The 26090-nt window shown below is 49.8% G+C and carries 21 protein-coding genes and 4 pseudogenes; 10 read left to right on the forward strand and 15 right to left on the reverse strand.

The annotated features are described in order from the left end of the window. Positions 1-504 precede the first annotated feature (504 nt). Positions 505-1302 (forward strand): winged helix-turn-helix domain-containing protein, encoded by a 798-nt coding sequence (locus KO1_RS08880; protein WP_064406894.1) that lies wholly within the window; start codon positions 505-507, stop codon positions 1300-1302. Between the two features lie 187 nt (positions 1303-1489). Further along, positions 1490-1774, forward strand: a complete 285-nt coding sequence (locus KO1_RS28100) for a hypothetical protein (RefSeq protein WP_126468299.1) — start codon at positions 1490-1492, stop codon at positions 1772-1774. 205 nt (positions 1775-1979) lie between these two features. On the opposite strand, the gene KO1_RS08890 is transcribed toward KO1_RS28100, so the two are convergent. The 7 genes and pseudogenes from KO1_RS08890 to KO1_RS27060 form a co-directional block, all read right to left on the reverse strand. Beyond that, entirely contained in the window at positions 1980-2531 is a 552-nt protein-coding gene (locus tag KO1_RS08890; protein ID WP_064406896.1) for a hypothetical protein, read from the reverse strand. Between the two features lie 154 nt (positions 2532-2685). Next, positions 2686-3888, reverse strand: a complete 1203-nt coding sequence (locus tag KO1_RS08895; protein ID WP_126468298.1) for a fimbrial protein — start codon at positions 3886-3888, stop codon at positions 2686-2688. Between the two features lie 85 nt (positions 3889-3973). Then, complete coding sequence (locus tag KO1_RS08900) at positions 3974-6481, reverse strand: fimbria/pilus outer membrane usher protein (RefSeq protein ID WP_073971801.1); 2508 nt, start codon at positions 6479-6481, stop codon at positions 3974-3976. A 52-nt stretch (positions 6482-6533) separates the two neighbouring features. After that, positions 6534-7235: a fimbrial biogenesis chaperone gene (locus tag KO1_RS08905; RefSeq protein WP_064406898.1), complete on the reverse strand. Its 702-nt coding sequence runs from the start codon at positions 7233-7235 to the stop codon at positions 6534-6536. 63 nt (positions 7236-7298) lie between these two features. After that, positions 7299-7859, reverse strand: a complete 561-nt coding sequence (locus KO1_RS08910) for a fimbrial protein (protein ID WP_073971802.1) — start codon at positions 7857-7859, stop codon at positions 7299-7301. Positions 7860-8003: 144 nt separating this feature from the next. Beyond that, positions 8004-8432, reverse strand: a complete 429-nt coding sequence (locus KO1_RS08915; protein ID WP_077265622.1) for a winged helix-turn-helix domain-containing protein — start codon at positions 8430-8432, stop codon at positions 8004-8006. 1129 nt (positions 8433-9561) lie between these two features. Further along, positions 9562-9848, reverse strand: a pseudogene (locus KO1_RS27060) (aldo/keto reductase); the annotation flags it as partial. A gap of 159 nt (positions 9849-10007) precedes the next feature. Between KO1_RS27060 and KO1_RS27855 the strand changes: the two are divergent. Then, a pseudogene (locus tag KO1_RS27855) lies at positions 10008-10642 on the forward strand (DUF4942 domain-containing protein); the annotation flags it as partial. A gap of 32 nt (positions 10643-10674) precedes the next feature. Here KO1_RS27855 and KO1_RS28895 read toward each other — a convergent pair. The 4 genes and pseudogenes from KO1_RS28895 to tnpB form a co-directional block, all read right to left on the reverse strand. Beyond that, on the reverse strand, positions 10675-10818 hold the full coding sequence (locus tag KO1_RS28895) for a transposase domain-containing protein (RefSeq protein WP_369692069.1): 144 nt from the start codon (positions 10816-10818) through the stop codon (positions 10675-10677). A gap of 5 nt (positions 10819-10823) precedes the next feature. Further along, positions 10824-11966, reverse strand: a pseudogene (gene tnpC, locus KO1_RS08925) (IS66 family transposase). 24 nt (positions 11967-11990) lie between these two features. After that, on the reverse strand, positions 11991-12161 hold the full coding sequence (locus KO1_RS28900) for a hypothetical protein (protein WP_224250605.1): 171 nt from the start codon (positions 12159-12161) through the stop codon (positions 11991-11993). A 49-nt stretch (positions 12162-12210) separates the two neighbouring features. Next, positions 12211-12558, reverse strand: a pseudogene (gene tnpB / locus KO1_RS08930) (IS66 family insertion sequence element accessory protein TnpB). 383 nt (positions 12559-12941) lie between these two features. Between tnpB and KO1_RS27095 the strand changes: the two are divergent. Together KO1_RS27095 and KO1_RS08945 are read left to right on the forward strand one after the other, a co-directional pair. Then, complete coding sequence (locus KO1_RS27095; protein WP_073971805.1) at positions 12942-13247, forward strand: DUF4942 domain-containing protein; 306 nt, start codon at positions 12942-12944, stop codon at positions 13245-13247. Between the two features lie 732 nt (positions 13248-13979). Continuing rightward, the gene (locus KO1_RS08945) at positions 13980-14843 is read left to right on the forward strand and encodes a hypothetical protein (RefSeq protein WP_032692338.1); all 864 of its coding nucleotides are present in this window, start codon (positions 13980-13982) and stop codon (positions 14841-14843) included. Between the two features lie 204 nt (positions 14844-15047). On the opposite strand, the gene cynR is transcribed toward KO1_RS08945, so the two are convergent. Then, positions 15048-15953: a transcriptional regulator CynR gene (cynR, locus tag KO1_RS08950; protein ID WP_004104292.1), complete on the reverse strand. Its 906-nt coding sequence runs from the start codon at positions 15951-15953 to the stop codon at positions 15048-15050. 166 nt (positions 15954-16119) lie between these two features. On the opposite strand from cynR, the gene KO1_RS08955 reads away from it, so the two are divergent. Together KO1_RS08955 and ypdK are read left to right on the forward strand one after the other, a co-directional pair. Continuing rightward, the gene (locus KO1_RS08955; RefSeq protein WP_004104294.1) at positions 16120-17307 is read left to right on the forward strand and encodes a cyanate transporter; all 1188 of its coding nucleotides are present in this window, start codon (positions 16120-16122) and stop codon (positions 17305-17307) included. 366 nt (positions 17308-17673) lie between these two features. Beyond that, a complete protein-coding gene (ypdK, locus tag KO1_RS28115) occupies positions 17674-17745 on the forward strand; it encodes a membrane protein YpdK (protein WP_077777854.1) in 72 nt (23 codons plus the stop codon). Between the two features lie 41 nt (positions 17746-17786). Here the strand turns inward: ypdK and alaC are convergent, their stop codons facing one another. Next, complete coding sequence (gene alaC, locus KO1_RS08960) at positions 17787-19025, reverse strand: alanine transaminase (protein WP_004104296.1); 1239 nt, start codon at positions 19023-19025, stop codon at positions 17787-17789. A gap of 397 nt (positions 19026-19422) precedes the next feature. Between alaC and KO1_RS08965 the strand changes: the two genes are divergently transcribed. Further along, positions 19423-21102 (forward strand): sensor histidine kinase, encoded by a 1680-nt coding sequence (locus KO1_RS08965; protein WP_162098335.1) that lies wholly within the window; start codon positions 19423-19425, stop codon positions 21100-21102. Between the two features lie 11 nt (positions 21103-21113). Then, positions 21114-21851, forward strand: a complete 738-nt coding sequence (locus tag KO1_RS08970; protein WP_023321391.1) for a LytR/AlgR family response regulator transcription factor — start codon at positions 21114-21116, stop codon at positions 21849-21851. Between the two features lie 43 nt (positions 21852-21894). Here KO1_RS08970 and glk read toward each other — a convergent pair whose 3' ends face one another. Then, positions 21895-22860 (reverse strand): glucokinase, encoded by a 966-nt coding sequence (glk, locus tag KO1_RS08975; protein ID WP_004104302.1) that lies wholly within the window; start codon positions 22858-22860, stop codon positions 21895-21897. A 262-nt stretch (positions 22861-23122) separates the two neighbouring features. On the opposite strand from glk, the gene KO1_RS08985 reads away from it, so the two are divergent. Next, the gene (locus tag KO1_RS08985) at positions 23123-24358 is read left to right on the forward strand and encodes an ion channel protein (protein WP_024274532.1); all 1236 of its coding nucleotides are present in this window, start codon (positions 23123-23125) and stop codon (positions 24356-24358) included. On the opposite strand, the gene KO1_RS08990 is transcribed toward KO1_RS08985, so the two are convergent. Further along, positions 24355-26016 (reverse strand): alpha-keto acid decarboxylase family protein, encoded by a 1662-nt coding sequence (locus tag KO1_RS08990; protein WP_024274533.1) that lies wholly within the window; start codon positions 26014-26016, stop codon positions 24355-24357. The two genes, KO1_RS08985 and KO1_RS08990, sit on opposite strands and share 4 nt — an antisense overlap. Between the last annotated feature and the right edge of the window lie 74 nt (positions 26017-26090).

A 26090-nucleotide genomic window follows, 5' to 3' on the forward strand; every position in this document is an offset into this window, starting at 1 on the left:
TGAGAAAATTTGTACGGTCTGTGAAGATATTAGTGGGATTAGCGACTCGATGAAAGGCTCATCGAGTCGCATAAAAAACAAGATGGGGGCACAAAAGGGGCATTTATAAAGATGAAACAAGAAAATATCTATATTTATCAAAGTGAATATGCGGTTTGTTATGTTCCTGTTATCGCTTCACACGATATTAACCAGCTCGACAAAAAGCGCCTTTTGCCATATTTGTGCCATTCCCTGTCAGGAAGAGTCGATCTGCATGGCACGCTGCGTAAGGTGATTCGGTGCCAGATACGCACAATGCTGTACCACTTCAACTCTCTCCCAGTCACCCATTTCCTATCGCGCACTTAGTGGCACGCCGGACTGTACAGGCCAGAGCCGGTTGCAAGTTCACTAACCTATTAGCGTATCCACTATTGGCGAATAGGTGAGTTATTAAGAAAATTCTTGCCATTTGTCATTTTATGCTATGATTTGTTCTCGATCAATAATCAGGAATGTGCAATGGAGAAGGTTTTCTTGATTAATAAAGAGGTGGCATTTTTCACTAAACAAAACTTGTTGATTAATCTGCAGGACTCACAAATAAAACAAACGCTTAATCAACCCTGCGCTCGCTGTCTTGAGACTTTACTTGAATCTCAGGGACAGCTTGTCACTCATGAAACACTCTATGCATCAGGTTGGCCACAAGCACCGCATAAAACAGCACCAAACACCCTCTACCAGAATATCCTTCTGGCCAGAAAAGCGCTCAAGGCTGTTACTGATAATTCTGTAGAATTTATCCAGACTGTGCCACGTAAAGGCTTCTGCTTTAACAGCTCTATCAATGTGACTTGGTATAGTGCTGCTGAGTCAGAGAATTCTTTAGGGGATGTTGAACAAAATGAGCAATCTGATGGCCCACATAATAAATCATATGTACTTCAGGATTACATCAAATCACATATTACTATTTTTAGCAAACCCATTTTGGTAGTGATATCTGTATTGTCTATAATATCTTTTTTTATAGCCGGGTACAGATATTATCACTCAATGCCAACTAATCTCAGTAATGAATATGTTTTCTATGCGGATGTCAATGATTGCCATCTATATCTTCATAACAATGTAGAAAAGAATATTGATGGTTTGAACACCCTACTAAAAAAATACCCAGTCATCGCGGGAAACTGTAAAAATAGCCCTTATCGATACATCAGTTTTTTCTTGAAACCGCAGAGGATATATTTCTTGTCTTGTAATAAATCCAGCAACCCTGATATGATATGTTCAGCCGCTTTTATAAGAACTTAAAATGAAGAGATTTATCCTTACCTGCAGCGTAGTCTTGCTTGTCGTCTCATTAGCATGTATCGTTTATCTTCGATTTGAAGAACGAATGGTTACTATTAATTGCCGCTCAGACTTTGACAGCTATTCAGATCAATACACGTTAAACGCATATGTCGAATTGTATTTAAAAAGTGGCGTAGGGAGGTTTATGATCAGTGGAGATTATACTCATGATGCATATAAAAAAACACCTGTAAAAATATTTAGTGTGTTTGATTACAAAATAGATGGCGAACTTTTTTATATTAAAATAAGGGAGCAGCAATCCATCTTGCCATCAACTCCTGATGATACTAACCTTAATCTGCTTCTTCCTTTTGTTTTAAATAGCCGTAATATTGAGTATGCTTTTCAATTTTATAAGCAGCCTGAGTCAGATTATTTGATTAAACAGAACGGCAGGGTGCTCTTTTATTGTAAAAAAATGCGCTAAAATTATTCTCTCGAGTGACCACAAGATGGTTCGTCATTTACTGTATATAAAATCATTCACGCGTCCGTCTTTGTAAATTTCACTTCGTTAACAGGATAGTCAATGGAAGCAGGGAGGAGTCAGGAAGTGAGTTGCTGGCATCACGTTCTCATACGCTTTGCCAGCTTATTCTTGAACGTAAAGAGAAACGCCAGCATCCCCCCCGTCACGCTTTAGTGTCGGACCATAAAAATGAAGATAATTTTTCACAGCAAATGGCCGTCAGTGGATGGTAACGTCGAAAACCAAGTTTTAGCACCAGACTGTTTCGTAGCCGATAAACAGACTTGTCGTTTATTTTAAGCTTTAAAGCTATTGTGGATATATTTAAACCTTCAGCGTGATATTTTAACACCTTGAATTCATTGTATTTTATCCTTTCTCTCTTTAAATAAAGATATTGCTGTGCCTTTCTAAGGATGTTATTTGTACTTTCCCGCTTTGATATAAACTGTGCCCCCTCTTTAATGAAGTTAGTGGAAATATCAATGAGCAAAAAAATGTTTTTTATTCCGTAGCTAGCGGCAAGAAATTCGTTAATGTTTTGCACATAGCTAATATCAAGAGCTACCAGGTCATAGTTAGCCGACAGATTCCGTAAACCTCTGGAGGTGAGGTTGCTAAAATCAGAATATTTACACTGGTAGCCGCTATCTTGCATGATATCTATAAAGCCACAGGAGAAGTAGCGATCGTTAGAAATAATTATTATATTCATATTAACACCTATGAAATTATTAGCTTGTTTTCACACCTGACACACTCTGTTTACCTTCGGTTACCCCGTAAATACCTCAGGGTTCCCCCTGAGGTTATTAGCGAGGACAAACATGATTATGTTGCGTTCGGTGAGTCATCTCATTGACACTATTTCACTGATAATTAATGGTGAACTCAATAGCTGAATCAGCCTTGCCAGCCGTCATTGTCGAACTACCTGCAATGAGTCCGTAGCGCGCTTTTAATGGAATCTGGTAGCTTGCGGCGCTGGCAAGTAACGTCAAACCGCTATCGGTCACGGTATTCGTGAATGAATTGGTTAGCACATTGGTACCCGTTACATTTTGAATTTCAAGGCAGGCACCGCTTGCGGTGTCGGTACTTGGAGTAAGCTTTGCGCATTGGCCACCAGACGCAAGGGTTTCATAACCGCTGACCGGATTTAATGAGATCCCCACGGTATTGGGCTGATCCGGGAGACCTTCGATACTTCCAGATGCCATCCATTGGTTTGTTGCTTGTGATGCTTCTGGATGATTCTTTGAGTAGCGGCCATACATCGGAGGACAATTCAGCAAACTGATTTTGAAATCTACCCAGTTTGTATTTACCGTACTGCCCGAAACCTCGTGTTGCCCCATAGGTACACTCACATCTGGGGTCTGGCAAGTACCAGCAAGAACATTGACCGAACCAAATATCGTAAATCGGGCGCCATAGTCTTTTTTAACGCTCTCAGGGGATAAATCACCGGTTAACTGACCATCGATCACCATGGGCGGCAAATTAATCGGAACAGTCCAAGTTCCCGCCGGAATATCTCCAGTTTTAACTAGCAGGATTTCGAGTACCCACACCCCCATCGTATTTCCGGCCCCCATATAAGACCCGCCAAACGTGTAAAGTTCTTCACTTTGCAAATGAGGAAATGTTTCACCATGAGTAGCCTCCTGCCATGCAGCGCCATAGGCACCATGCAGCAGAACCATGCCAATACCAGGGACTCCAGTGTCATAGACATTGTGACCAGACCAGGTGCTGACAACGCCAGGGAGTGCGCCATCAGGGGCGAACCTTGTCGTTCTTATTGCCGCCTCAATCCCACCGGAATTATTTAGACACTTCATGAAACCAAGGGTTGCAGCATCAGGATCCTTGATCACCTGTCGGAACAATATTCCGCCGATGGGCAGGTCTCGCATTGCTGAGATAATTATCCCACTGCTCAAAATAGGAACTGTATAATTAACATAGTCAGTTCGATTACTGTAATTTCTTTCACAGGTTATTGTCGCCTGTCCCCACGGCGACCACAGTGAAAGCAACGTCGCCAGGCTTATTATCCATCGTTTCATCAGTACTCTCTTCCTATTCCGATATTTTCAGGCGCACGCCAAGCCTGAAAATTGCTTATTGATTTGCCAACCATCACTTGCCGGCCTAATTGCACGCTGCCGTAATCGTCACGTTTTCTGCCGTTTTGCCAGCTGGAGGGAGCTGATAATTCAGACGACATCTTGTCTCTGCCTCTTCACCCCAGCTAATGGTCAGTTGCCCCGTATCCGCGCCCAGGCGAGCAAAAATGAGTTTCCCTTGTCCGACCACACCCACCATATTATCCTGTTGGTCCAGCACGTACGCGCCAAACGGCACCTCTTTTGTCCCGTTCAGTTTGATAAACACCGGGCGTCCCTGGGTTGTGCCAAACGACAGCTTCACCACCGCCCCCCGGTATGGCGACACCTTCTGGCTGGTGTGATCCAGTTCAATATCTTCCGGGATCCCCTTCGGATCAATGCTGATTTCATTAAGCTGATAAGCATTCAGGTACGGCACCAGTGCATAGCCCCGGCTATCCACCTTGATGCCTGGGTAACCGCTCACTACTGCACCCGTAGCGCCCTGGGCCTCAACCAGTGCCTGAGTCTCACCGCTGTATGGACTGAGGGTCACGCCGCCTCTATGCAACACCGCGGCACCGCTCATCCCCAACGAATAGTTGTGATAATTCTTGCCGCTACCACCAAAGGCCTGCAGCGTAGTGTAAGGTGTGCGCAGCGTCGCACTGCTGCTAACGCTGGTCTTCCCACCTTTATTCGCATTTGCTCCGCTCAGGCTGTAGCTCAGGGATTTGTCCTCCAGCGCCGAGCCGCTGAGGGTCATCTGCTCGCGCACCACGCCACCAGGATCGTGATTAAGGTTTACCGATAGCGAACTGAACGGGCTGCGACTGCCCAGAGGGATGCTCATGTTAAGCGCAAAGTTGTTTTCAAAATCGCCTTGGCCGTTACGGTTGCGGCTGGCGCTCAGACTATAGCTAACATTGCCGAAGCGGTTCGAATACCCCAACTGGTACTGCCGGTCGCTTTCATCGCTGTTCCAGTAATTTTGTTGATAGGCACTCACCCAGAACGTGCCCCAGTTTTCCGCCAGGTTTTGACTGGCCGTTATCCCCAGGCGGCTTTTGGCGCGGCGTACCGTTATGTCGCGAACGTCAGCGCGCTGTCCTTCACGCAGCCTCATGGCCGTCATATAGTCGAGATAACCGTCAGTGGAAAAACGGTATGCCGCGACGCTGATATTGCTGCCAGACTGCGGGATGAATTTACTGTATTTCAGCTGATAGCTTTGGCCATTCATGGTCCGGCCATGGCCGGAAACCGGTTTTTCCAGTGACGTTTTTGCGTGGGTCACATCCATTGAGAATGACCCGATGGGGGTGCCTACTGCTCCACCAATCTGGCTTGCCTGATAGTTTTCGTTGCCCTGCAGCCCAGCATAACCGGTCAACAGGTTGTTGAATCCGCGGCGGTAGGTGAACTCGCCCAGCCAGGGGTCGCTATCGATCCATTGGTTGTTCAGTTTCCCCAGGGTCGCGCTATAGTGCTGGGTTCCCGGACGCAGTAGATTACTGGTAGAAGCGAACGGCACCGTCTGGGTCTGAATGCTGCCGTCTTCTTCCTGGATCTGCACTTCCAGGTCGCCGCCATAACCGGTGGGGTAGAGATCATTGATTTCAAACGGCCCAGGCGGCACCGTAGTTTCATAAAGTAACCGGCCTTGCTGGCGTATTTGCACGCGGGCATTAGTGCGTGCCGTCCCACGGACCAGTGGCGCATAGCCACGCTGGGAGTCAGGCAGCATCTGTTCCTGGTTGGCAATCTGCACCCCTCGGAAAGCCAGGGTATCAAACATCTCCCCGGTGGTATTGGTTTCCCCGAGCGTCAGGCGCCCCTGGATCTGTGGGATATCGCGTTCGACGTAAGTATTCAGCGTCTGGTAGCGCCCGCCTAAATCGTCCTGCCAGGTCAGGCTACCGTTATGACGAAATAACCAACCTCCAATGTTGAAACCTCCATTCAGACCGGCATAGGCACTATCCGTGGTCTGGCCGTGGCCTGCAGTGCGGTAATAGTTGGCGCTGTAGCTGAGCAGGCCGGCGGTGATCCCATGGTCCCACATGGCCGGATTAACGTAACCGCGCGGATTACGGGTTAAATAGAGTGCCGGGATTTCCAGATCAAGTCGTTGTTCGCCACTGTCGAGCTGTACGGTTGCCTGGGGAATAAGTTCCTGAAGTGCCAGACAGTCATTGGCTTCACTTTTAGTTAGCAGAGCCTGGGCCGCTGGGGAGAGTTTTTCAATATCAATATCAAACTCACGCAGCACCTGCACCTTTAAGCATATTTCGCTATCGCGTTTTGGCGGGGTGATACGAACCGTGACATCTTTCATCCCGCGTAAGAGACCATTGATATAGACTTCGGCGCGATAAGTGCCCGGTGCGGCCTGATTTTGCTCATAACGGCTGACATCCAGCGTTTGTTGTGAGCCTCTGCTCATAAATATGGTGTCAAACTCCACAATGTCCTGGGCATACAGTGGCATAGCTAATAGTGCGACTACCCCAGCTAAGGGCCGGAGAATAAATCGGGTGGGTAAATACATCGGAAACTCCTTATCCCGGGCGGTCTCTTCCAGTTAAAAGCGTTGATGTGAATTATTTTGTCGTTATGTCAATCGGACGCAGGGCGCCGTAGTCATTGATGATGACGGGAAAGTAGCGTTCAACCGATTTGTCCAACGTGAGATTCAATGAGCCCCTAGGGACGATCATGCCACCCTCCGCTACACCGTTTTCTCCCTTTGCATCACTCGACAGAAAAGCGATATTGATGTGAAAAGGGGTTGGGTTATGGGCCGTGATCTGATTGCCGCTTCTGCTCCACATCACTTTCATCGGGGCTTCTGCAGCGGCTTCTTTGGTCAGGCTTCTTGGTCGGAAAAAGAGTTTCAACCGGGTACGAAAGGCCATCTGTAACATGTTTTTGCTTTCGGCGCCCTGAACTTTAGGGGGTACCTCCAACACGTTCAGATAGAAAACAGACTCTTTATCCTGTGGTAAGGGATCACCGGAATAGCGGACCCTCAGCGTCTGACCTTTCCCCGCATTAACCCGATTAATGGGTGGGGTGAGGATAAAAGGGGCTTTAGCCGTTTCCGGCGTGGATTGCGGATCCCCGGCATCAATCCATGACTGCACCAGCACCGGGCCGGAGCCGTTGTTGTTCATTTTGACCGAGACTTCTTTATCTGTTGCAGGGTAGATAACCCGGGTGCCGGTGATAACGATAGAGCTGTGCGCCGGAGTAACCGTACAGGCCAGCAGCAAAGCAAACAGGGGAAACAGAGTTATCTTCATGACATTATTCCTGAAAACCGGCGGGCAAGGCCGCCGGTACATGGCCACTAAACGATGAGTTGATTACTGGTAATTAATGCTGAAGTTAACCTGGCTACTAACCTGACCGGGCGTTGCAGCGTCCGTGGCGTAGTACTGCACGGCGTACGGAAGAGTTGCCGCACCATTGTTCAGCGCAACCTGAGCAGTTTTTGTATTCTGATCCTGGTTACCGATATTGATCTTGCTATAGGATGCATCAGAACCATCAAGCAACTGCAACTGAACGTTGGTTGCAGCGTCTGCTGCCGCGGCGGTGTTCACGAGCTGGAAAGTTGTGCTATCCACCGTCGCCCCTGCTTCATAGAAAGCGGCCGCTGTGGTGGTCGAGGTAACTCCCTGGCAGTTGGATAGCCCGATGTTAAAGCTAGTTCTACCTGTGGTATCACCTACGTTTGCCAAGGTATTTACGGAAACTGTCGGCAGAGTGACAGTTGCCGGTGAAGCCTGACCATCGATGGTGATGTCACAGGTATTTGCGACCAGTTTTCCTTCAAAGTTAATCACACCATCAGCCGCCATGGCTGTAGACATGAAACATGCAGAAGCGATCGCAGTAGACAGCAGCAGTGTATTTACTTTCATTTTAAAAACTCCATTTTCTTTTATTTTCACAGGCATTTATTTATGGCAATAACATACCTGCGAGGCGGTTCTTTCACAGGGAAAGATATTTTCAACTAACGTTTAAAATCACCATTTAATTAGTGATACAACGATTTTTTAATTTCAGGAAAGACTAAATGAAGCAGAATGGGGGCGTTCTATTAAAAATTGGCCTAACCATTCCCAAGCAGCCCTGATATACAATGGTTCAAAAAAGTTGGTGTTTACCCTATATCCTCGGCTCTCTACGCGCATAATAAAATCACGACTCACCCCCAGCGCAATAAGCTTATTTTTAAGAGCGTTCATGACCTGCCACAAACGTGGACCAGAGGCTTTCAATCCATAGCTATCCCATACTGACTTCATGATTGTCTCATCACGAATGAGCTCCGTACCTCCTTTTTTTAGCAAAAATTCCAGCAAGCGAAACATTGTTTTTCTCAATCGAACAGGTTTGTAAAGTGTATTAAGTGGTATCAGTAAGTGACGTTCCTTGATAAATAAAACACCTTCGGTTTCACTACCTAGCAGATATCCAAATACTTTCATAATCACCCCTACTACACTGGCAGGATGTAGTCCATGCACTCCTATTACTGCAACACTGCTAATATTCTTAAGATAATATCTTCATATGAATTCAATTATCAATTTATAGCAACTGCTAAGAATCCAGCGCTGCTTTTGAAGCATGGAGCAGCATGTTTAACTACAATTAATATCAAATCCAGTAAAAAGCGCTAATAAAAAACCTATTTCATCTCTTCTTTCATTCATAGTGATATGTAAAAACAATGAAGTGTAATGTTTTTATTTTAAGTCTGTTCGTAGGATAAAATTTCATTTCATTGTTGCTCCTGTATCAGTTACGTGATGTTTCCTGGTTTATATCAGTCAGTTAATGATTTCCCTTTTCTGAAATCAGGCTAGCTTGCGTTAAGTGACATGACAATAGATCAACAGTTCATTTAAGGCGCCTGAACAATGACAGGTGTGATTTGAGGTCTAACACATTGAAATCACATTAAAAAAAACTCAAAGCGTTTAGCTGATTAAGATCTTGTTTTGTTTTTTTGAGAAAATCATTTTCTCATTGGCATGAATGTCTTCATTAAAACTCAGGGCTAGAGCATGTAACGCGTGAAATTTTTTGATTGATTTGTAGGTAGTTTTCTACACCGCTCAAAACCAACTGGTTAATGTACAGGGTGAAGAGAAAAGCCAAACAGTTAACGAACTCAGGGCCGTTGTCTGTAAGTCCTACGAAATGTCAAAGGACAGCTCGTCAACCATGAGGAGCTTTATGCTACAGGTTGGTCGAAATTGCAGAATGCAACCTCTGTGAGCATAGACTATATCTTCGGGTATTACAGTTCACTCATGCCACATGAATATAACGGTGAATTATCACTAACCAAATCTGAAAGCCGAGACTGGAAAAACGCTAAAGCGGCGACCAGACAGATATCCTTCATGGTAGTAAAATATGCGGATTAATGAACAGTTATAGTTTCAGTCAGTAAGCGATACTTTTCTTAATAGATCGCGGCGGTGATGGGGAAGAACTGAGAAGGTTTGCGCGGTCAGTGAATAAGTGGGTGAGATTGATCACTCGATGGAAATTCGTAGAGTTGCATGAACAACAAGATGGTGAGAAATGGGTTAATACGCCTAATTGCTATCTCGAATTAACTGGCCTGCGCCAGGCTACGGGCCAGTTCAAATATAAACAGCCTACGCGAGCCTGATGCTCAGGAGAGTAACGCTCACCCACAATTTTAATCGTCTCAAGCGCCTGTGTTATCTGCCGCGAATCATCTTACGAAAGAATGATGTCGGCAGCCCCAGGTTTTCCTCCAGCCGGTGTAGTTTGGTGGGACCAGGGATAGGAACAATCCACGGCTTTTGTGCCAGCAGCCATGCCAGCGCGATTTGCGCAGACTTCACACCTTTCTGTGCTGCCAGTTAGCCATAGGGCAGGCACTCAGGAATGTTTGCGATCTTCGTCATCTTCAGCTTCTGCAACAGGCCAGTACAGATTAGCTTCCGAACAGCACTCATCACGCACATACAAGCGCCTGCCCTCGCCAGCTGGCGTTTTACTTTATATAAAGGAAATTACTGATGTCAGAACTTACTCTCACCGAAACCGAAGTGTTAACCGGCCACACCGACGTGATCTGCTCTTCCAGCATTGAGCGCATCGTCATCGGACGTAATACCACGCTGGCAAAGATTGAAGCACTCATTCAGCAACTCAACGATGTTTCAACGCTGACCCGTAGTATCGGAGGGAAAATCGCTCTTGACTGGGCTATGAAGCAGGACTTCCGCTGCGGCGGCTGGTTAATGGAAAAAGAGAAACTGCGATGAAAGCCATTACGCGCAATCTTGATTGCAGCATATGGCGAGACGTGATGAAGAAGTCCAGGATGCTCTCACTAATGGATGCAGAGGCCCGTAACCATTGCTACAACAGCCTGGAAAAGGACGATATTCCGGAAGTCAGCCAAGAGAATATTCTCAACACATTCGAGCAAGTGCATCATAGCAAAGGTGACGTATTTGAACGTGGGGCGTTCAATGTGTATAAAGGTCTGAGCTGGGATTACAAGAGTAACAGCCCGTGTAAATTTAGGAAAAAGATCATCGTGACAGGGCTGGCGAAATATGAGCGTTGGGGATTTGGGCTTAACTGTGGCTGGCAGCGCGATCGATTAGCTGACCTTGAGCGGATGCTGATGCTCCTTGACGGTAAGCGTACAGAGTGAACCGTATTGAAGAGGATGTGTTATTCAGTTGGCAGTGCGATGGGCCATGGCAGCAGTTCACTGACTCGGTTTACCGGCCAGTCGGCGATGACGTCAAGTACATGGTGAAGGTAGCGCTCGGGATCTACGCCATTTAATTTGCACGTACTGATCAGGCTGTACAGTAACGCTACGCGCTCACCACCTGGTCAGAGCCGAAGAACAGGAAGTTCTTGCGACCCAGACTGACCGTCCGCAGGGCATTTTCAGCGATGCTGTTATCTGCTTCAGCCCAGCCTTCGTCTGCATAGTACGTCAGCGCTGGCTACTGGTTCAGGGCGTACGCGAACGCTTTCGCCAGCTCCGAGTGTCGCGACAGGGTTGTTATCTTTTCTCTCCGCCAGTTTTCTAGGGATTTCAGCAGCGGTTTCGTTTTCAACTGACGTTCGGCAAGGCGCTGCTCTGCCGACATTCCCCCTATATCTGCCTCGATGGCGTACAACCCACCTATTTTTTTCAGGGCTTCCTCCGTCAACGCTGATGGGGTGCGAACGTGCACATCTTGGATTTTTCGCCGGGCGTGCGCCCAGCAGGCGGCTTCCCTGATATTACCTTCATGGTACAGCTAGTTGAACCCCGCTGAAGCTGGCAAGATGGCTCTGCGGATGGATGCCTTTTTTGTCAAGGCTGTATGCGAACCACACTGCTGCCGGCAGCGTTGATCCGGCCACAACCGACCAGTCTTCGTCTTTTTGTTGCCCGGCAGCAGTACGGGGACGGGCGTGTCATCGACATGAAGTTTGCCATCCGTCAGGACATAGTCCTGAGGCGCCTCTTCTAGCGGTGCCAGCAGGCGACAACACGCATCCACCCAACCTGACAGCACAGAACGACTTAGTTCCACACCCTGGCGGGCATAGATCTCTGACTGACGATACAGTGGCGCATGTTCTGCGTATTTTGACGTGAGTACCCGTGACAGCAGCCCCGGACCGGCGATACCTCGTTCTATGGGGCGTGATGGCGCCGGCGCCTGAACTATACGATCACATCGGCGACAGGCGTGTTTTTCGCGTACCGTGCGGATAACCCGGAAGGCGCTGCGCATCAGCTCCAGCTGTTCAGCGGCATCTTCACCCAGGTAACTCAGAGAACCACCACAGTCCGGGCAACAGGATTCGGCAGGAAGCATGCGCCTTTCATCAGGGGGTAGTGATTCAGGGAACGGTTTACGTGTACGGGTCTGGCGGAGTGGTCGTTGAACTGCCGGATCGTCGGCCCGACCGGTAAGCGCATCACTTTCCTTCTGAAGCGCCTTCAGGTGGGCTTCCATCTGTGCGATACGACGGGATACCTTTTAGGAGCGGCTGCCGAAGTTCATCCGCCACAGTTTATCCAGCTGCGCTTGCAGGTGGTCTATTTCACGTTCACGATCGGCCAGCTTTTCCAGCAGCGCACGGTTCAGCGCTTCCTGTTCGGCCAGGCGCTGTTTCAGCAGAAGGATGTCGTCAGAAGGGATGTCATTCATAAGCCCGTATTTTACCAGGCTTATTCTGCGACAACCAGGATAAAGAGGCCTACAGCATGGTCAGGGATGTCAGCAGCCGCTTCGGCTGTCTCCAGTCGATAGCTTCCATCAGCATCGCCAGTTGCGCTGGCGTCAGGAACACTTTGCCATCGCGGGCTGACGGCCAGGCGAAGCGGCCGCGCTCCAGCCGTTTGGTCAGCAGACACAGTCCGTCACCGGCAGACCACAACAGTTTGAACTAGCTGCCGCTGCGGCCCTGGAAAATGAAGACGTGGCCGGACATCGGATCATCTTTCAGCTCCATTTGCACCTTTGCGGCGAGGCCGTTGAAGCCGTTGCGCATATCGGTGGTACCGGCAACCAGCCAGATTTTTGTCCCTGATGGTAATGGGATCACCGTTTGAGCTCCTGTATCAGTAGATTCAGAAGGTTTTCGCTGACAGCCCCGTTGAGGCGAAGCGTCCCGTGCCGGAAGGTCACTTCACAGCTTATATTGAGTGATTCAGGTGCCGCAGCAGCTACAGATTGTGACCGGGAGGAGTCCAGGGAGAAATCTTCAGCATCAAGTGTTATCGGGAGCAGTTCAGGCATGCTGTTTTCTGCTGTTGAAGGAGAGCGTAGTTTTCCTTCACGCTAGTACTGGCACCATTTGAACAGCAGATTATCGTTGAGCCCATTTGCGCCACGGAGATCTCTTGTCGATGTGAGAGATCAACCATTTTGATTTTGAATTCAACGGGATAATTAGGGCTTTTTTTACGCACTGCGGTTAATGATTTCATGGATAGCGTCCACCATATTTGGTGTCCACTATCCTCTCAGGAATTTCAGGATCTGCCAGACAGTGCTGAAATGACCTTTACCCTTGACGGAAAGCCTGTTCCTGACAACCGTGCTGACGTTACCCGTCGGCTGGAAGATTATATCCATGAAAACAGACACAGTGATCACTATGAGGATGAGATATTTACTATTAAATACTTTCGGAAGGGAACGGCACATATAACTTTTAAGCGACCGAAACTGGTCGATAAGCTGAATGAAATCATAGCCAGACATTATCCAGGGGAGTTGCCCACTAAATAGCAAGGAGCCAAATTATGGTATCATTTTCAAACACGGATGGTGCTCGCTACGATTTCGTAAATGGTCAGAGCACTTTACCATCCAATCCAATTCAAATGGACGTAAAAATTCCTGTTAAACCTTCTAGTTTTGAGTGAATGCAAATGGGGGCCTTACTGGGGGCTCATACATTAATCGAACAAATTAAATTTATTTAATATCAATATATTGAAAACCACATTCGATTCCTGCAGGGGACAATCTGCCTTGTTACATCGGGAAATCCCTGCCTGACACCCCGCCCCCTTTAGAGATATTTTCGTGTTGCAGGCCTGATGCAAGCGATGGCAGCCCGCTGTTCAACCTTCCAGCTACGCTCGTTAACCGGCGTTTATCGAACAGTTTACGTTCTGAGAACTCCCACCTCCAGCTAAAGCACACGATCCCGTATTGTCATTAACGTCGTATACACCTCCGGATTCAATTCACTACATAAATAATTAAATGCAAATCATTCCCTGTAATAATAGCTATCAATTATAATTTTCTATTAGCGATATATTTAATTACTGCAGAAAAAGTGATAGACTGCACGACAGATAACGGTCTGACCCGATTCACCAATTGATATACAACATCATCTCTGATAAATTATTTAGCATGAATTAAACATCATACAATCATCAATACGTAGACAAAATTCAGCTTAAGAAACTCAAAAGCCAACCTATTTTTCATAAGATAATAATGACCATGGAAAGAAAAGAACGGAACATATGGAAACTCAACAACCTTCCGCCACTGGAATATTGTTCAATCTCTCGCGCTCAAAAATTATTAAATTGTGAATTAGAAGATCTGCTTCATTGGCATGATATTGGTGCAATAAGCCTTTGCATCAAATTAGGCAGAACCAACGGAACGTTAAAGAGTGCTATCCGCCATCAGCAGGGCGGCAACAAACCCTATTTTTTTAACACATCAAATATTGATGAATTGAGCAGAAGCGAAAGATCGTGGTCCCCTCACTCCAAAATAAACAAAATTTTTAGATTCAATGAAAGTGAACCGAACCTGGATGCCCAATATGGAACGCCTGTTACCCAGTTAAAACTCCGGGTTTCCGTATCTGGCCTGTGGTACAGCCACACGAGGAATTTAACGGAAGTACTAGAAAACCCCGATAGCATCATTACTGAACAGCGGATCAGCATAATTTCACCGGCAAGAAACGTCCTCTTCTGTCACTTCACCCCCGATGAGGATGAGAAGCCAACCATCACGATGAATAAGCTTTACATCACTAATCAGGCGATTGAGAAAATTTATGAGCATACCATCAGCAGCCGCCCTCTGGAATTTGCAGAAAAACCGCTAAATATAATTGAGGATAAAGAGGTGCATAATCCCTCAATTATTCTTCAAAATAAACTGCTCATTGAATTCATCAATCACATCATTCAAGCCAACCCACACTTTGGTGATAATATTCTAAACGCAACGGAAAACAATAAAAATAAAATATTCAATATCGCAATGGATAGACTAAGGGCAGAAGGCGTGGTCTCCAGCTACGGCAGTATTAATCTCCCGGCATCAGAATACACGCTCAAATGACTAACCGTGAATTTAAACATTAGAATAAAAACCCTTTCTGGCGCCATGAAGCGGTGGCGCATACCTCAGTTTTAAACGTCAAATGGCCTTCAATATAATTTCAGATATGAACCTGACTTCATAATAAGACCATACTTTATGAATTACCAGTCTGCTAATAAGTCATTTCATATAAACATAAATCAACATAACAACAAAGCTCGCTTATTCAGTATCTGTAAGACCTTCACTGATCTTCATCGCAGCCCGATGCGCCATCAGTATAAATTCGCGGGCCGCGGCGCTTTGCCAGGCGCCCTTTCGCTGTAGCAGACATGCGGTTCTCGCGAGTAACGGTGGGGTGAGTTCAATGGCAGTGAGATCGTCACGCGCCAGAATAATGGACGCCGGAAGCAGGGTTGCCAGCGATGTGCGTTCTACCACGGCCAGGAGAGCGCTAATCGAGTTAGCCTCCATCTGAACTTTCGGTTGAATATCACGCTGCCGGCAGTAACGTTCGATTTGCTGGCGAGTCGCGAAAGCGCGACTGAGCAGAATCAGAGATTCCTGACTGAGCGCAGCCAGCTTGACGCGTTCGGCCGTCGCCAGAGGGTGACGCCGGCCTACCACCAGCGCCAGGGTTTCCGAAAGCAGCGGCTGATAAACAATATCTCGCGCATCGTTGCCTTCGAAAGCAATGCCGATATCGAGCTCATCATTGAGCAACATGGCCTCCATTCGCTCCTGGGTCATCTCTTGCAAATCCAGCGTAATATTTGGGTAACGTTGATAGAACGAAGCCACCAGCGGCCCCACAAAGTAAGTCGTAAAGGTAGGCATCATCGCAATACGTAGCGAACCGCGCTGCAGGTCCTCCACATCATGAAGCGCACGCTGCCCCTCAGCGAGCTCCTGCCGCGCCCTGTGCGCGTACGTCAACCACACCTTCCCGGCATCCGTCAGACAAGTATGACGCCCGCTGCGATCAAAAAGCCGTACGCCCAGAGACTCCTCCAGCTGGCGAATCTGTTGCGATAAAGCCGGCTGCGAAATATGCAGTATCGCTGCGGCCCGCGTAAAACTACCTTGTTCAGCAACGGCAATGAAGTAATTGAGATGTCGCAGCAACATGAATTCACTCATAAGCAATTCAAATGAACTCAATCATAAATAAGTATTTTAACTTATCAAACAACAGGCGTACTCTCCCTGCGCCTTTTGACTGATAGCCCCAGGAGATCGCAATGAATTCCCCCCATCCTTACTTCAGCGCTCAACACGCCACGGTCACCCGGCAATGAATCAGACGCAACGTAACGGCGCCATGCTGCTGGTGTTGGTGCTTATCGGAATGAATATGCGTCCGCTGCTGACATCGCCAGGCCCGCTCCTTCCCCAGATACAGCAGGCAAGTGGTATGAGCTTCACGCTTGCCTCCCTGCTCACTGCGCTCCCGGTGATCGCGATGGGTCTGCTGGCGCTTGCCGGCGGCTGGATTAACAGCCGATTCAGCGAACGTCAAAGTATCGCCTTCAGTCTGTTAATCATCGCCGCCGGAGCTTTACTTCGCGAACTGGCGCCGCAGAGCGCGCTATTACTCAGCAGCGCGCTTCTTGGCGGGATCGGCATTGGTATTATCCAGGCGCTCATTCCTGCGGTAATAAAACGCCTGTTTCATCGTCGGACGCCTCAGGTGATGGGACTCTGGTCAGCGGCGCTGATGGGCGGTGGCGGTCTGGGAGCCGCATTTACGCCGTGGCTGGCGCAGCACAGCGCTATCTGGTATCACGCGCTTGCGTGGTGGGCGCTACCCGCAGCGACAGCGCTCCTTTGCTGGTGGCCGCTAAGCAGAACGTTACCTGTCCAGACGCCATCGACAATACAGCTCTCTGTTTTTCGCCATCGTCGAGCGTGGATACTTAGCCTCTATTTTGGTTTGATAAACGGCGGTTACGCCAGTTTGATCGCCTGGCTGCCACCCTACTATATGCAGTCAGGCTATAGCGCGCAGTTTAGCGGTACCCTTTTGGCGTTAATGACCGTCGGCCAGACTGGCGGAGCGCTACTTCTGCCTGTTCTGGCCAGGCATGAAGATCGGCGAAAGCTTCTGATGCTGGCGCTGGCGCTGCAGCTCATCGGCTTCTGCGGCTTTATCTGGCTACCGCAGCAGCTACCGCTTGCCTGGGCTATCTGCTGCGGTATTGGACTTGGCGGCGCGTTTCCGCTCTGCCTGGTACTGGCGCTCGATCACGCGAAGCACCCCGCTATCGCGGGTCGCCTGGTGGCCTTTATGCAAGGAGTGGGCTTTATTATTGCAGGTATTTCCCCCTGGCTTTCAGGGCTGCTGCGGAGCTTAAACGGCAATTTCCTTCCGGGCTGGATGTTTCACGCCGCCTGCGTCCTGGCGTTAATGCTCCTCACATTGCGTTTTGCCCCGGCACGCTATCCGCAAGAGTGGCAACATCAGAACTCAGCCACTCGCTAAACCCGTCTAATCCTCTTACGGGATGGTTACCCCATCCCGTATTCAGACAGAAAAAAGCCCAAAATCAAGTAACTATATCCCTACAAAAACCATTGTTAACGACCGTCGCCAGAATGAAATTTAATACCGAATGAAATTAATGTGTCGCCGAATCACGACACTCGTAAGTAACTAAAAATTAATAAAAAAATGGCTCTTGTTTCCCTCATTTTTTAGGCGTACATTAGCGCCATCTGGAGCCGTTTACGCTCAGAATTTACAGCTACCGCCGGCTAAAAAAGTGTCGTTTTAGTTAGCGATAGCTGAGCAGGCAATGAAGAGCAAATTCATGTAAGGCGTCTCGCCGAGAGCGCGGAGTGATGAGTCGTGAAATATTTCTTAATGGGCATTTCTTTTATGGTCATCGTTTGGGCCGGTACTTTCGCCCTGATGATCTAGCTTTAACGGTGTTAAAAAAAGGAGCCTCTCGGCTCCTTTTTTTATTCGTTGCTTTCGCTGGTTAACTTAGCCGCTGCCGGAAGCAGCCCGTCGGCGCGGAACATTGATTTAATACCGCGTACGGCCTGGCGGATACGATCGCGGTTTTCGATTAAAGCGAAGCGTACGTGAGTATCACCGTAATCACCAAAACCGATGCCGGGTGAAACGCAGACTTTAGCATCCTGCAGCAGCTTTTTAGCAAACTCCAGGGACCCCATGGCCGCGTACTGCTCAGGGATCTTAGCCCATACGTACATCGAGGCCTTCGGGCACTCCACCATCCAGCCCGCCTCATGTAACCCTTTCACCAGCACGTCCCGGCGGCGTTTGTACTGTTCGGCGATGTCGCGAACGCACTGCTGATCGCCTTCAAGCGCAGCAATAGCCGCAACCTGCAGAGGAGTGAAAGTGCCGTAATCGTGGTAGCTTTTAATGCGCGCCAGCGCATTAACCAACGTTTTGTTACCCACCATAAAGCCAATACGCCAGCCTGCCATATTGTAGCTTTTTGAGAGCGTAAAGAATTCGACGGCCACATCGCGCGCGCCGGGAACCTGCATAATAGAAGGCGCTTTCCAACCGTCATACACAATATCGGCGTAGGCCAAATCGTGCACGACCAGTACGTCATAACGCTTCGCCAGCGCGACGACTTTCTCGAAGAACTCCAGTTCAACGCACTGCGCTGTCGGATTGGATGGAAAACCGAGGATCATCATTTTCGGCTTCGGATAGCTCTCACGAATAGCGCGCTCAAGCTCGTTAAAAAAATCCACGCCTTCAACGAGGGGAACTGAACGAACCTGAGCTCCGGCAATCACCGCACCGTAAATATGAATTGGATAGCTGGGATTCGGCACCAGCACGGTGTCGCCATGGTCAAGCGTCGCCAGCATCAGATGCGCCAGCCCCTCCTTTGAACCGATGGTCACAATCGCTTCTGATTCCGGATCGATCTCTACGTCATAGCGATCCTGATACCAGCGAGAAATAGCCCGGCGCAGTCGCGGGATGCCGCGAGAGGTGGAATAACCGTGCGTATCGGGGCGCTGGGCAACGGTACATAGCTTTTCAACGATATGCGGCGGCGTCGCGCCATCGGGGTTACCCATGCTGAAGTCAATAATATCTTCGCCGCGGCGTCGCGCAGCCATTTTGAGTTCGGCAGTAATATTAAAAACGTACGGGGGGAGACGATCGATACGCGTAAAACGGCGTTCAGGACTGAATTCAGCCATAGATTCCTCGGATTAACGTTAGCGCCCGGACCGTCCGAGCGACGCGGCTGCAACCGCAGCACGTTTAGAAAATAACCCGAATATTTTCTTCCTGTCGAGAGGTGGATTAAAAAAAATTTTTCACGCTGAAAACGGGCATCATTTCAGCTAAATACGGCAGAAAGAAGCATCCTGGATATCATACCCTTCATTAAATTTAACATTTTGATATCTTTAACTTTACGCAAAAAGCACCGCCTGCGCAGACGCTATTGAAACTCAGCGCATCGTCATTAATCCCCTTTTATTTGTGTGACTTTTCCTCATTCCTCTCTTCGGCTGGTCTTCTGCGACGAGGTTTTCTATCATATTGCTTTCTCGCGATTAACACGGCGCACACATGCACGAAATATTTACTATGCTGCTGGCGGTTTTTGACCGCGCGGCATTAATGCTGATTTGTCTCTTTTTTCTCATTCGCCTGCGCCTGTTTCGTGAACTTCTGCATAAATCCGCGCACACGCCAAAAGAGCTGCTGGCCGTTACCGCCATTTTCTCCCTGTTTGCCCTTTTCAGTACCTGGTCCGGCGTACCGGTCGAAGGTTCACTGGTCAACGTGCGTATTATCGCAGTCATGTCCGGCGGGATCCTCTTCGGCCCCTGGGTAGGCGCGATAGTGGGCGTCATTGCCGGCGTACATCGCTATCTAATCGATATTGATGGCGTCACCGCCATCCCCTGCTTTATCACCAGCATTGTCGCCGGTCTACTCTCCGGGTTAATCAGTCGTAAAGTCCCTAAAGCGCAGCGCTGGAAAGCGGGGATCCTCGCCGGGATGCTGTGCGAAACCTTAACCATGATACTCGTGGTGGCGTGGGCTCCATCGTTCTCGCTGGGGATAGATATCGTGTCAAAAATCGGTATTCCGATGATCCTTGGCAGCGTATGCATCGGTTTTATCGTTTTGCTGGTGCAGAGCGTTGAAGGGGAAAAGGAGGCCAGCGCCGCGCGTCAGGCGAAACTGGCGCTCGACATCGCTAACAAAACGCTCCCCTTGTTTCGCCACGTCAATAGCGAGTCCCTGCGTCAGGTATGCGATATTATCCGCCGCGATATTAATGCCGATGCCGTCGCCATTACCAATACTCAACATGTGATGGCCTACGTCGGCGTCGGGGAAATCAACTACCGGGATAACGACGACTTTATCAGCCCGACAACGCAACAGGCGATTCGCTATGGAAAAATCATTATTAAAAACAATGACGAAGCTCATCGGACGCCGGAAATACACTCTATGCTGGTCATTCCTCTATGGGAAAAAGGCATCGTCACCGGTACGTTAAAAATCTATTATTGCCACGCTCACCGCATAACCTCATCGCTACAGGAAATGGCGATTGGCCTGTCGCAAATCATCTCGACTCAGCTGGAGGTCTCCCGCGCAGAGCAGCTTCGTGAAATGGCTAATAAAGCCGAACTGCGCGCACTGCAAAGCAAAATTAACCCCCACTTTTTATTCAATGCCCTGAACGCGATTTCGTCGTCGATTCGCATGAATCCGGACACCGCGCGCCAGTTAATTTTTAATCTGTCGCGCTATCTCCGCTACAACATTGAATTAAAAGATGATGAACAAATAGACATCAAAAGGGAGCTGTATCAAATCAAGGATTACATCGCCATTGAACAGGCTCGCTTCGGCGACAAGCTGACGGTGATTTATGATATTGATGATGAAGTCAGCTTTATGATCCCCAGCCTGCTTATTCAGCCGCTGGTGGAGAATGCGATTGTCCACGGGATTCAGCCTTGTAAAGGTAAAGGGGTGGTGACCATCGGCATTAATGAGTGCGGAAATCGGGTACGAATTAGCGTTCGCGATACGGGGAACGGTATTGACCCTGCGGTAGTGGCGAGAGTCGAGGCTAACGAAATGCCGGGAAATAAAATTGGCCTGCTCAATGTTCATCATCGGGTCAAGCTGCTGTACGGCGAAGGCCTGCATATCCGACGCCTGACGCCAGGGACCGAAATCGCCTTCTATGTGCCTCACCAGCACGCGCCCCAGGCGGCCAGGGAGTCGCTGCTGTCATGAGCGGAGATAAAATGAAAGTCATCATTGTTGAAGATGAGTTCCTCGCGCAGCAAGAGCTCACCTGGTTGATTAACACCCATAGCGAGATGGAGATTGTCGGCACCTTTGACGACGGGCTGGACGTACTGAAGTTTTTACAACACAACAAAGTCGACGCCATTTTTCTCGACATCAATATTCCTTCGCTGGATGGCGTACTACTGGCGCAAAATATCAGCCAGTTCGCGCATAAGCCCTTTATCGTATTTATTACCGCGTGGAAAGAACATGCGGTGGAAGCCTTTGAGCTGGAAGCCTTTGATTACATCCTGAAGCCCTATCAGGAGTCGCGCATCATTAATATGCTGCAAAAGCTGACCAGCGCCTGGCAGCAGCAGCAGCAGCCGAGCGCCGGTGCGATGCCTAATCCGGCCAGGGAAAATGACACCATTAACCTGATTAAAGATGAGCGGATTATCGTCACCAGCATCCACGATATTTACTATGCGGAAGCGCATGAAAAGATGACTTTTGTTTATACCCGAAGAGAGTCATTTGTGATGCCGATGAATATTACGGAGTTCTGCAACAAGCTACCGACGGCGCACTTTTTCCGCTGTCACCGCTCGTACTGCGTCAACCTGAACAAAATTCGCGAAATCGAACCCTGGTTTAACAACACCTATATTCTGCGGCTTCGCGATCTGGAGTTCCAGGTTCCGGTCAGCCGCAGCAAGGTCAAAGAGTTTCGCCAGCTCATGCATCTGTAGGAAAGTTACCCGGATAAGCGATTTATCCGGGTTAACGTCAGGATTAAAGAACCTGTCCCAGAGTCTGACGCAGGTGGGCTCCGGATCCCAGTAGCCCCGGATTGTCGTGGACGATCAGATAGACCGGGATATCCTGCACGAAGGCTTTAAACCGACCTTTATCTTCAAAACCGCCGCGAAAACCTGAAGCTTTAAAGAAATCGAGGAAGCGCGGCACAATGCCGCCAGCGATATACACGCCGCCAAAAGTACCGAGCGTCAGCGCCAGGTTACCGCCAAAGCGGCCCATAATGACGCAAAATAGCGATAGCGCGCGACGGCAATCGATGCAGGTATCGGCCAGCGCACGTTCAGTCACATCCTTAGGCTGCAGATTTTCCGGCAGACGCCCGTCAGATTTAACGATCGCATGATAAAGGTTCACCAATCCGGGCCCTGAAAGTACGCGCTCGGCGGAGACGTGACCCAGCTCGGTACGCAGCTCTTCCAGAATAATGCCTTCCTCTTCGCTGTTAGGCGCAAAATCCACGTGCCCGCCCTCTCCCGGCAGGCTCACCCAGCGCTTATCGACATGAACCAGATGAGCAACGCCCAACCCGGTACCTGCGCCATAGACGGCTATCGGCTTGCCTTCAATCGGCTTCGCGCCGCCAAACTGAATCAGATGTTCGGCTTTCAACATCGGGATCGCCATCGACACCGCCGTGAAATCATTAATGATTTCCAGATGCGAGAACCCCAGATTTTTTTTCATCTCGGCGATAGAAAATGCCCAGGTGTGGTTGGTCATCGCCACCCAATCGCCGGTAATGGGACAGGCGATGGCTATACAGCCGTCCTCAACCTTGACGTTATGCTCTTCCAGATAGACCTGAACAACAGCTTCAAGACTGGGATAATCGAGCCCGGAATAGGTCTTTGCACGGGAGATCTCCCCGCTTGCCAGATCGCACAACGCCAGACGAGCATTCGTTCCGCCTACGTCCCCTACTAAAGCAAATTTTGTCATTCCGTTACGGCTCCGCTAAAGTCAAAATAATTCTTTTGGCACACTCTAAATTCATGAAGCGCTAACAACAACGACCAACGCATAAGCGCCCCTGGTTTAGCGATCTGCGTCACAATTGAACTGAAATTCATGAAAAATTGAGCATCCTGGCGCTTACAATTTTCAGGTTGCATCATTACTTTATCGTTTCAGCACCATTTGCGTCGACGCTCTTTACGAGTCCATGCAAATTAGTGCCAAGGATACTCAGAAGGATATTTTCATGCTGCACCCACGCGCCAGAACCATGCTCCTATTATCGATACCCGCAGTCGTCATTGGTATTGCTTGCAGTCTGGTTTTAATCGTGGCGATGAAAATAGCCGCCGTTTTGCAAAATATCCTGTGGACCAGCCTGCCTGCGAGCGTAGGCATCAATGCCGATGGCCCTTTGTGGACGATGGCTATTCTCACCGGAACCGGCATCGCCGTTGGGCTGATCGTGCGCTTTAGTCCCGGGCACGCGGGACCGGACCCGGCAACAGAGTCGCTGATAGGCGCACCGGTCAGCACCAGCGCGCTGCCGGGTCTGCTTGCGGCGCTGATAGTGGGTCTGGCGGGCGGCGTTAGCCTGGGGCCGGAACATCCTATTATGGTCGTGAATATCGCCCTGGCGGCTGCGGTGGGCAGTCGCCTGTTTCCACGCATTACCCCTCTGGACTGGACGATTCTCGCCGCCTCCGGCACCATCGGCGCGCTATTCGGCACTCCGGTCGCGGCGGCGTTGATATTTTCGCAAACGCTGAACGGCAGCAACGATGTTCCCCTGTGGGACAAGCTATTTGCTCCGCTGCTTGCGGCGGCAGCGGGTTCCCTGACCACCAGCCTGTTTTTTCACCCCCATTTTTCGCTACCGCTGCCTTATCTGTCGGAGCTGCGCTTCGTCGACATTATTAGCGGCGCCATCGTGACGCTTATCGCGATTGCCGTTGGCATGGTCGCCGTCTGGTGCCTGCCGCGTCTACACACGCTGATGCATCGTCTGAAAAATCCTGTGCTTACGCTGGGCGTCGGCGGGTTTTTATTAGGGATTCTGGGCGTCATCGGCGGGCATATCACGCTATTTAAAGGCCTTGATGAGATGCAGCAGTTGCCGGTAAGCCTGACGCTTGGCGCCAATGATTACCTGCTTATTGCCGTGATCAAGCTTGCGGCGCTGATACTTGCCGCCGCCTGCGGTTTTCGCGGCGGGCGTATTTTTCCTGCCGTGTTCGTCGGCGTCGCGCTCGGTCTGATGCTGCATGCACACGTTCCCGCCGTGCCGGCAGCCATCACGGTTTCCTGCGCTATCCTCGGCCTGACGCTGGTAGTGACGCGTGATGGCTGGCTGAGCCTGTTTATGGCGGCAGTGGTCGTGTCGGATACCACGCTACTGCCGCTACTGTGCATTGTTATGCTTCCGGCCTGGCTGCTGCTGGCCGGAAAGCCGTTGATGATTGCCAGAAAGCATAGCGATTAAACGCGACTGTTCCTCTCTTCCAGCGCCTGAGTGACCGTGCGCAGAAAGTCGGGGATATCCATTTTGGGCAGCATCACCTCTACCAGCGTCAGTCTGTCTGAGGCGACGCTGCTGTTCATCGCTTCTCTCAGCTCATGCGTGCGAGTCACGCGCCAGCATCGGGACGGGACATCGGGAGCAAAAGCATCAGGCAGACGATTCCAGTCCCAGAGCGCAATATCGTTATACCGCTGCTCGGGGCCGTGAATCGCGCGCTCCACCGTATAGCCTTCGTTATTGAGCAACAGAATCAGCGGACGTTGCTTATCCCTGAGCATCGATCCCAGTTCCTGAATAGTTAACTGCGCTGCGCCATCGCCGACAATCAGCACGACCCTTCTGTCCACCGCTGCTATTTGCGCCCCGTAGGCTGCCGGAAGGGTGAAACCTATCGATCCCCATAGCGGCTGGACAATCAGCGTTGCGTCAGTGGGCAGCTTAAGCGCGGCGGCGCCAAAAGCCGCGGTTCCCTGATCGGCAAGAATAATGTCTCCCGGGCGGAGCTGTTCCTGCACCGTACTCCAGAAGTTTTTCTGCGTCAGGCTTCCTTCAGGCGCGCCGCTCACCCCGGGCGCCTGAATATTCGGCGGCACCCATTCCCCCGCCAGACTTGCGGAGAGCTCGATGACTATTTCGAGCGCCTTATCCATCGGAACCCGGCTGAACCAATGGTCGCCTACCCGAACGGCAAACGGCTGGATTTCAATCGTTTTTTCCTGCGGCAGATGCTGGGTAAAGCCCGCGGTAATGGTGTCGGTAAAACGGGTGCCGATACAAATAATGGTGTCAGCGTTTTCAATGGCCTCGCGGGTTTCCTCTGCGCTCGCAATCCCGCTGTAAGTGCCAACAAAACCGCTTTGTTGCTCATCAAAAAGCCCTTTGCCCATTAACATCGTGGCGCAGGAGACGGGCACGCTGGCGACCCATTTTCTGAGAACATTTTGTAGCCCATAGCGCTGAGCAAGAAAATCAGCCAGCAGCGATACGCGACGACGACTTCTGAGCATCCGCTCCGCGTGCTCGCGGAATCCCGCCAGCTGGTTCTCATCGGCAGGCAGACTCGGAATAAGCAAAGGATGTGCAGGGGGTGTCGCTTTTGCCTTCGCCACATCGGCAGGCAGCATCAAATAACCGGGGCGATGATGGGTGAGCATCTCGCAGAGTACGCGGTCGATTTCATGGCAGGCATTTCCCGCCGCCAGTACCGCCTGAGAGCAGGTAATCTGCTCGCTCATGCGCGAGAAGTGGCTGAAATCACCGTCGCCCAGCGTATGGTGCAGCAGCTCGCCGCGCTGCTGCGCGCCGGTTGAGGGGGCGCCGACAATATGCAGAACCGGAACATGTTCGGCGTAGCTGCCGGCAATACCGTTAAGCGCGCTCAGTTCCCCGACGCCGTAGGTGGTCAACAGCGCGCCTGCGCCTTTGATACGCGCATAGCCATCAGCGGCGTAGGCCGCGTTGAGCTCGTTAGCGCAACCTACCCACCCTAAATTCTGCTGCGCAATAACGCTATCGAGAAACTGTAAATTGTAATCACCAGGTACGCCAAACAAGCGGTCTATGCCGCAATCTACGAGACGATCCAGCAGATAATCGCCAATGGTATAAGTCGGTTGCATATCCTTACTCTCCTCTCGTGCAGGTAAGTTGAGTATTGAATAAGCAGTTGCGCTGTCCAGATTGCACTCAACAA

It is taken from the genome of Klebsiella oxytoca NBRC 105695, assembly GCF_001598695.1.
GTDB classification, from domain to species: Bacteria; Pseudomonadota; Gammaproteobacteria; order Enterobacterales; family Enterobacteriaceae; genus Klebsiella; species Klebsiella oxytoca.

What these genes read in the sequence shown, in the direction of transcription:
- KO1_RS08880 (WP_064406894.1), top strand. Translation starts at nt 505, where the DNA reads ATGGAGAAGGTTTTCTTGATTAATAAAGAGGTGGCATTTTTCACTAAA.
- KO1_RS28100 (WP_126468299.1), top strand. Translation starts at nt 1,490, where the DNA reads ATGATCAGTGGAGATTATACTCATGATGCATATAAAAAAACACCTGTA.
- KO1_RS08890 (WP_064406896.1), bottom strand. Translation starts at nt 2,531, where the DNA reads ATGAATATAATAATTATTTCTAACGATCGCTACTTCTCCTGTGGCTTT.
- KO1_RS08895 (WP_126468298.1), bottom strand. Translation starts at nt 3,888, where the DNA reads ATGAAACGATGGATAATAAGCCTGGCGACGTTGCTTTCACTGTGGTCG.
- KO1_RS08900 (WP_073971801.1), bottom strand. Translation starts at nt 6,481, where the DNA reads ATGTATTTACCCACCCGATTTATTCTCCGGCCCTTAGCTGGGGTAGTC.
- KO1_RS08905 (WP_064406898.1), bottom strand. Translation starts at nt 7,235, where the DNA reads ATGAAGATAACTCTGTTTCCCCTGTTTGCTTTGCTGCTGGCCTGTACG.
- KO1_RS08910 (WP_073971802.1), bottom strand. Translation starts at nt 7,859, where the DNA reads ATGAAAGTAAATACACTGCTGCTGTCTACTGCGATCGCTTCTGCATGT.
- KO1_RS08915 (WP_077265622.1), bottom strand. Translation starts at nt 8,432, where the DNA reads ATGAAAGTATTTGGATATCTGCTAGGTAGTGAAACCGAAGGTGTTTTA.
- KO1_RS28900 (WP_224250605.1), bottom strand. Translation starts at nt 12,161, where the DNA reads ATGAATGACATCCCTTCTGACGACATCCTTCTGCTGAAACAGCGCCTG.
- KO1_RS27095 (WP_073971805.1), top strand. Translation starts at nt 12,942, where the DNA reads ATGGATAGCGTCCACCATATTTGGTGTCCACTATCCTCTCAGGAATTT.
- KO1_RS08945 (WP_032692338.1), top strand. Translation starts at nt 13,980, where the DNA reads ATGGAAAGAAAAGAACGGAACATATGGAAACTCAACAACCTTCCGCCA.
- cynR (WP_004104292.1), bottom strand. Translation starts at nt 15,953, where the DNA reads ATGTTGCTGCGACATCTCAATTACTTCATTGCCGTTGCTGAACAAGGT.
- KO1_RS08955 (WP_004104294.1), top strand. Translation starts at nt 16,120, where the DNA reads ATGAATCAGACGCAACGTAACGGCGCCATGCTGCTGGTGTTGGTGCTT.
- alaC (WP_004104296.1), bottom strand. Translation starts at nt 19,025, where the DNA reads ATGGCTGAATTCAGTCCTGAACGCCGTTTTACGCGTATCGATCGTCTC.
- KO1_RS08965 (WP_162098335.1), top strand. Translation starts at nt 19,423, where the DNA reads ATGCTGCTGGCGGTTTTTGACCGCGCGGCATTAATGCTGATTTGTCTC.
- KO1_RS08970 (WP_023321391.1), top strand. Translation starts at nt 21,114, where the DNA reads ATGAAAGTCATCATTGTTGAAGATGAGTTCCTCGCGCAGCAAGAGCTC.
- glk (WP_004104302.1), bottom strand. Translation starts at nt 22,860, where the DNA reads ATGACAAAATTTGCTTTAGTAGGGGACGTAGGCGGAACGAATGCTCGT.
- KO1_RS08985 (WP_024274532.1), top strand. Translation starts at nt 23,123, where the DNA reads ATGCTGCACCCACGCGCCAGAACCATGCTCCTATTATCGATACCCGCA.
- KO1_RS08990 (WP_024274533.1), bottom strand. Translation starts at nt 26,016, where the DNA reads ATGCAACCGACTTATACCATTGGCGATTATCTGCTGGATCGTCTCGTA.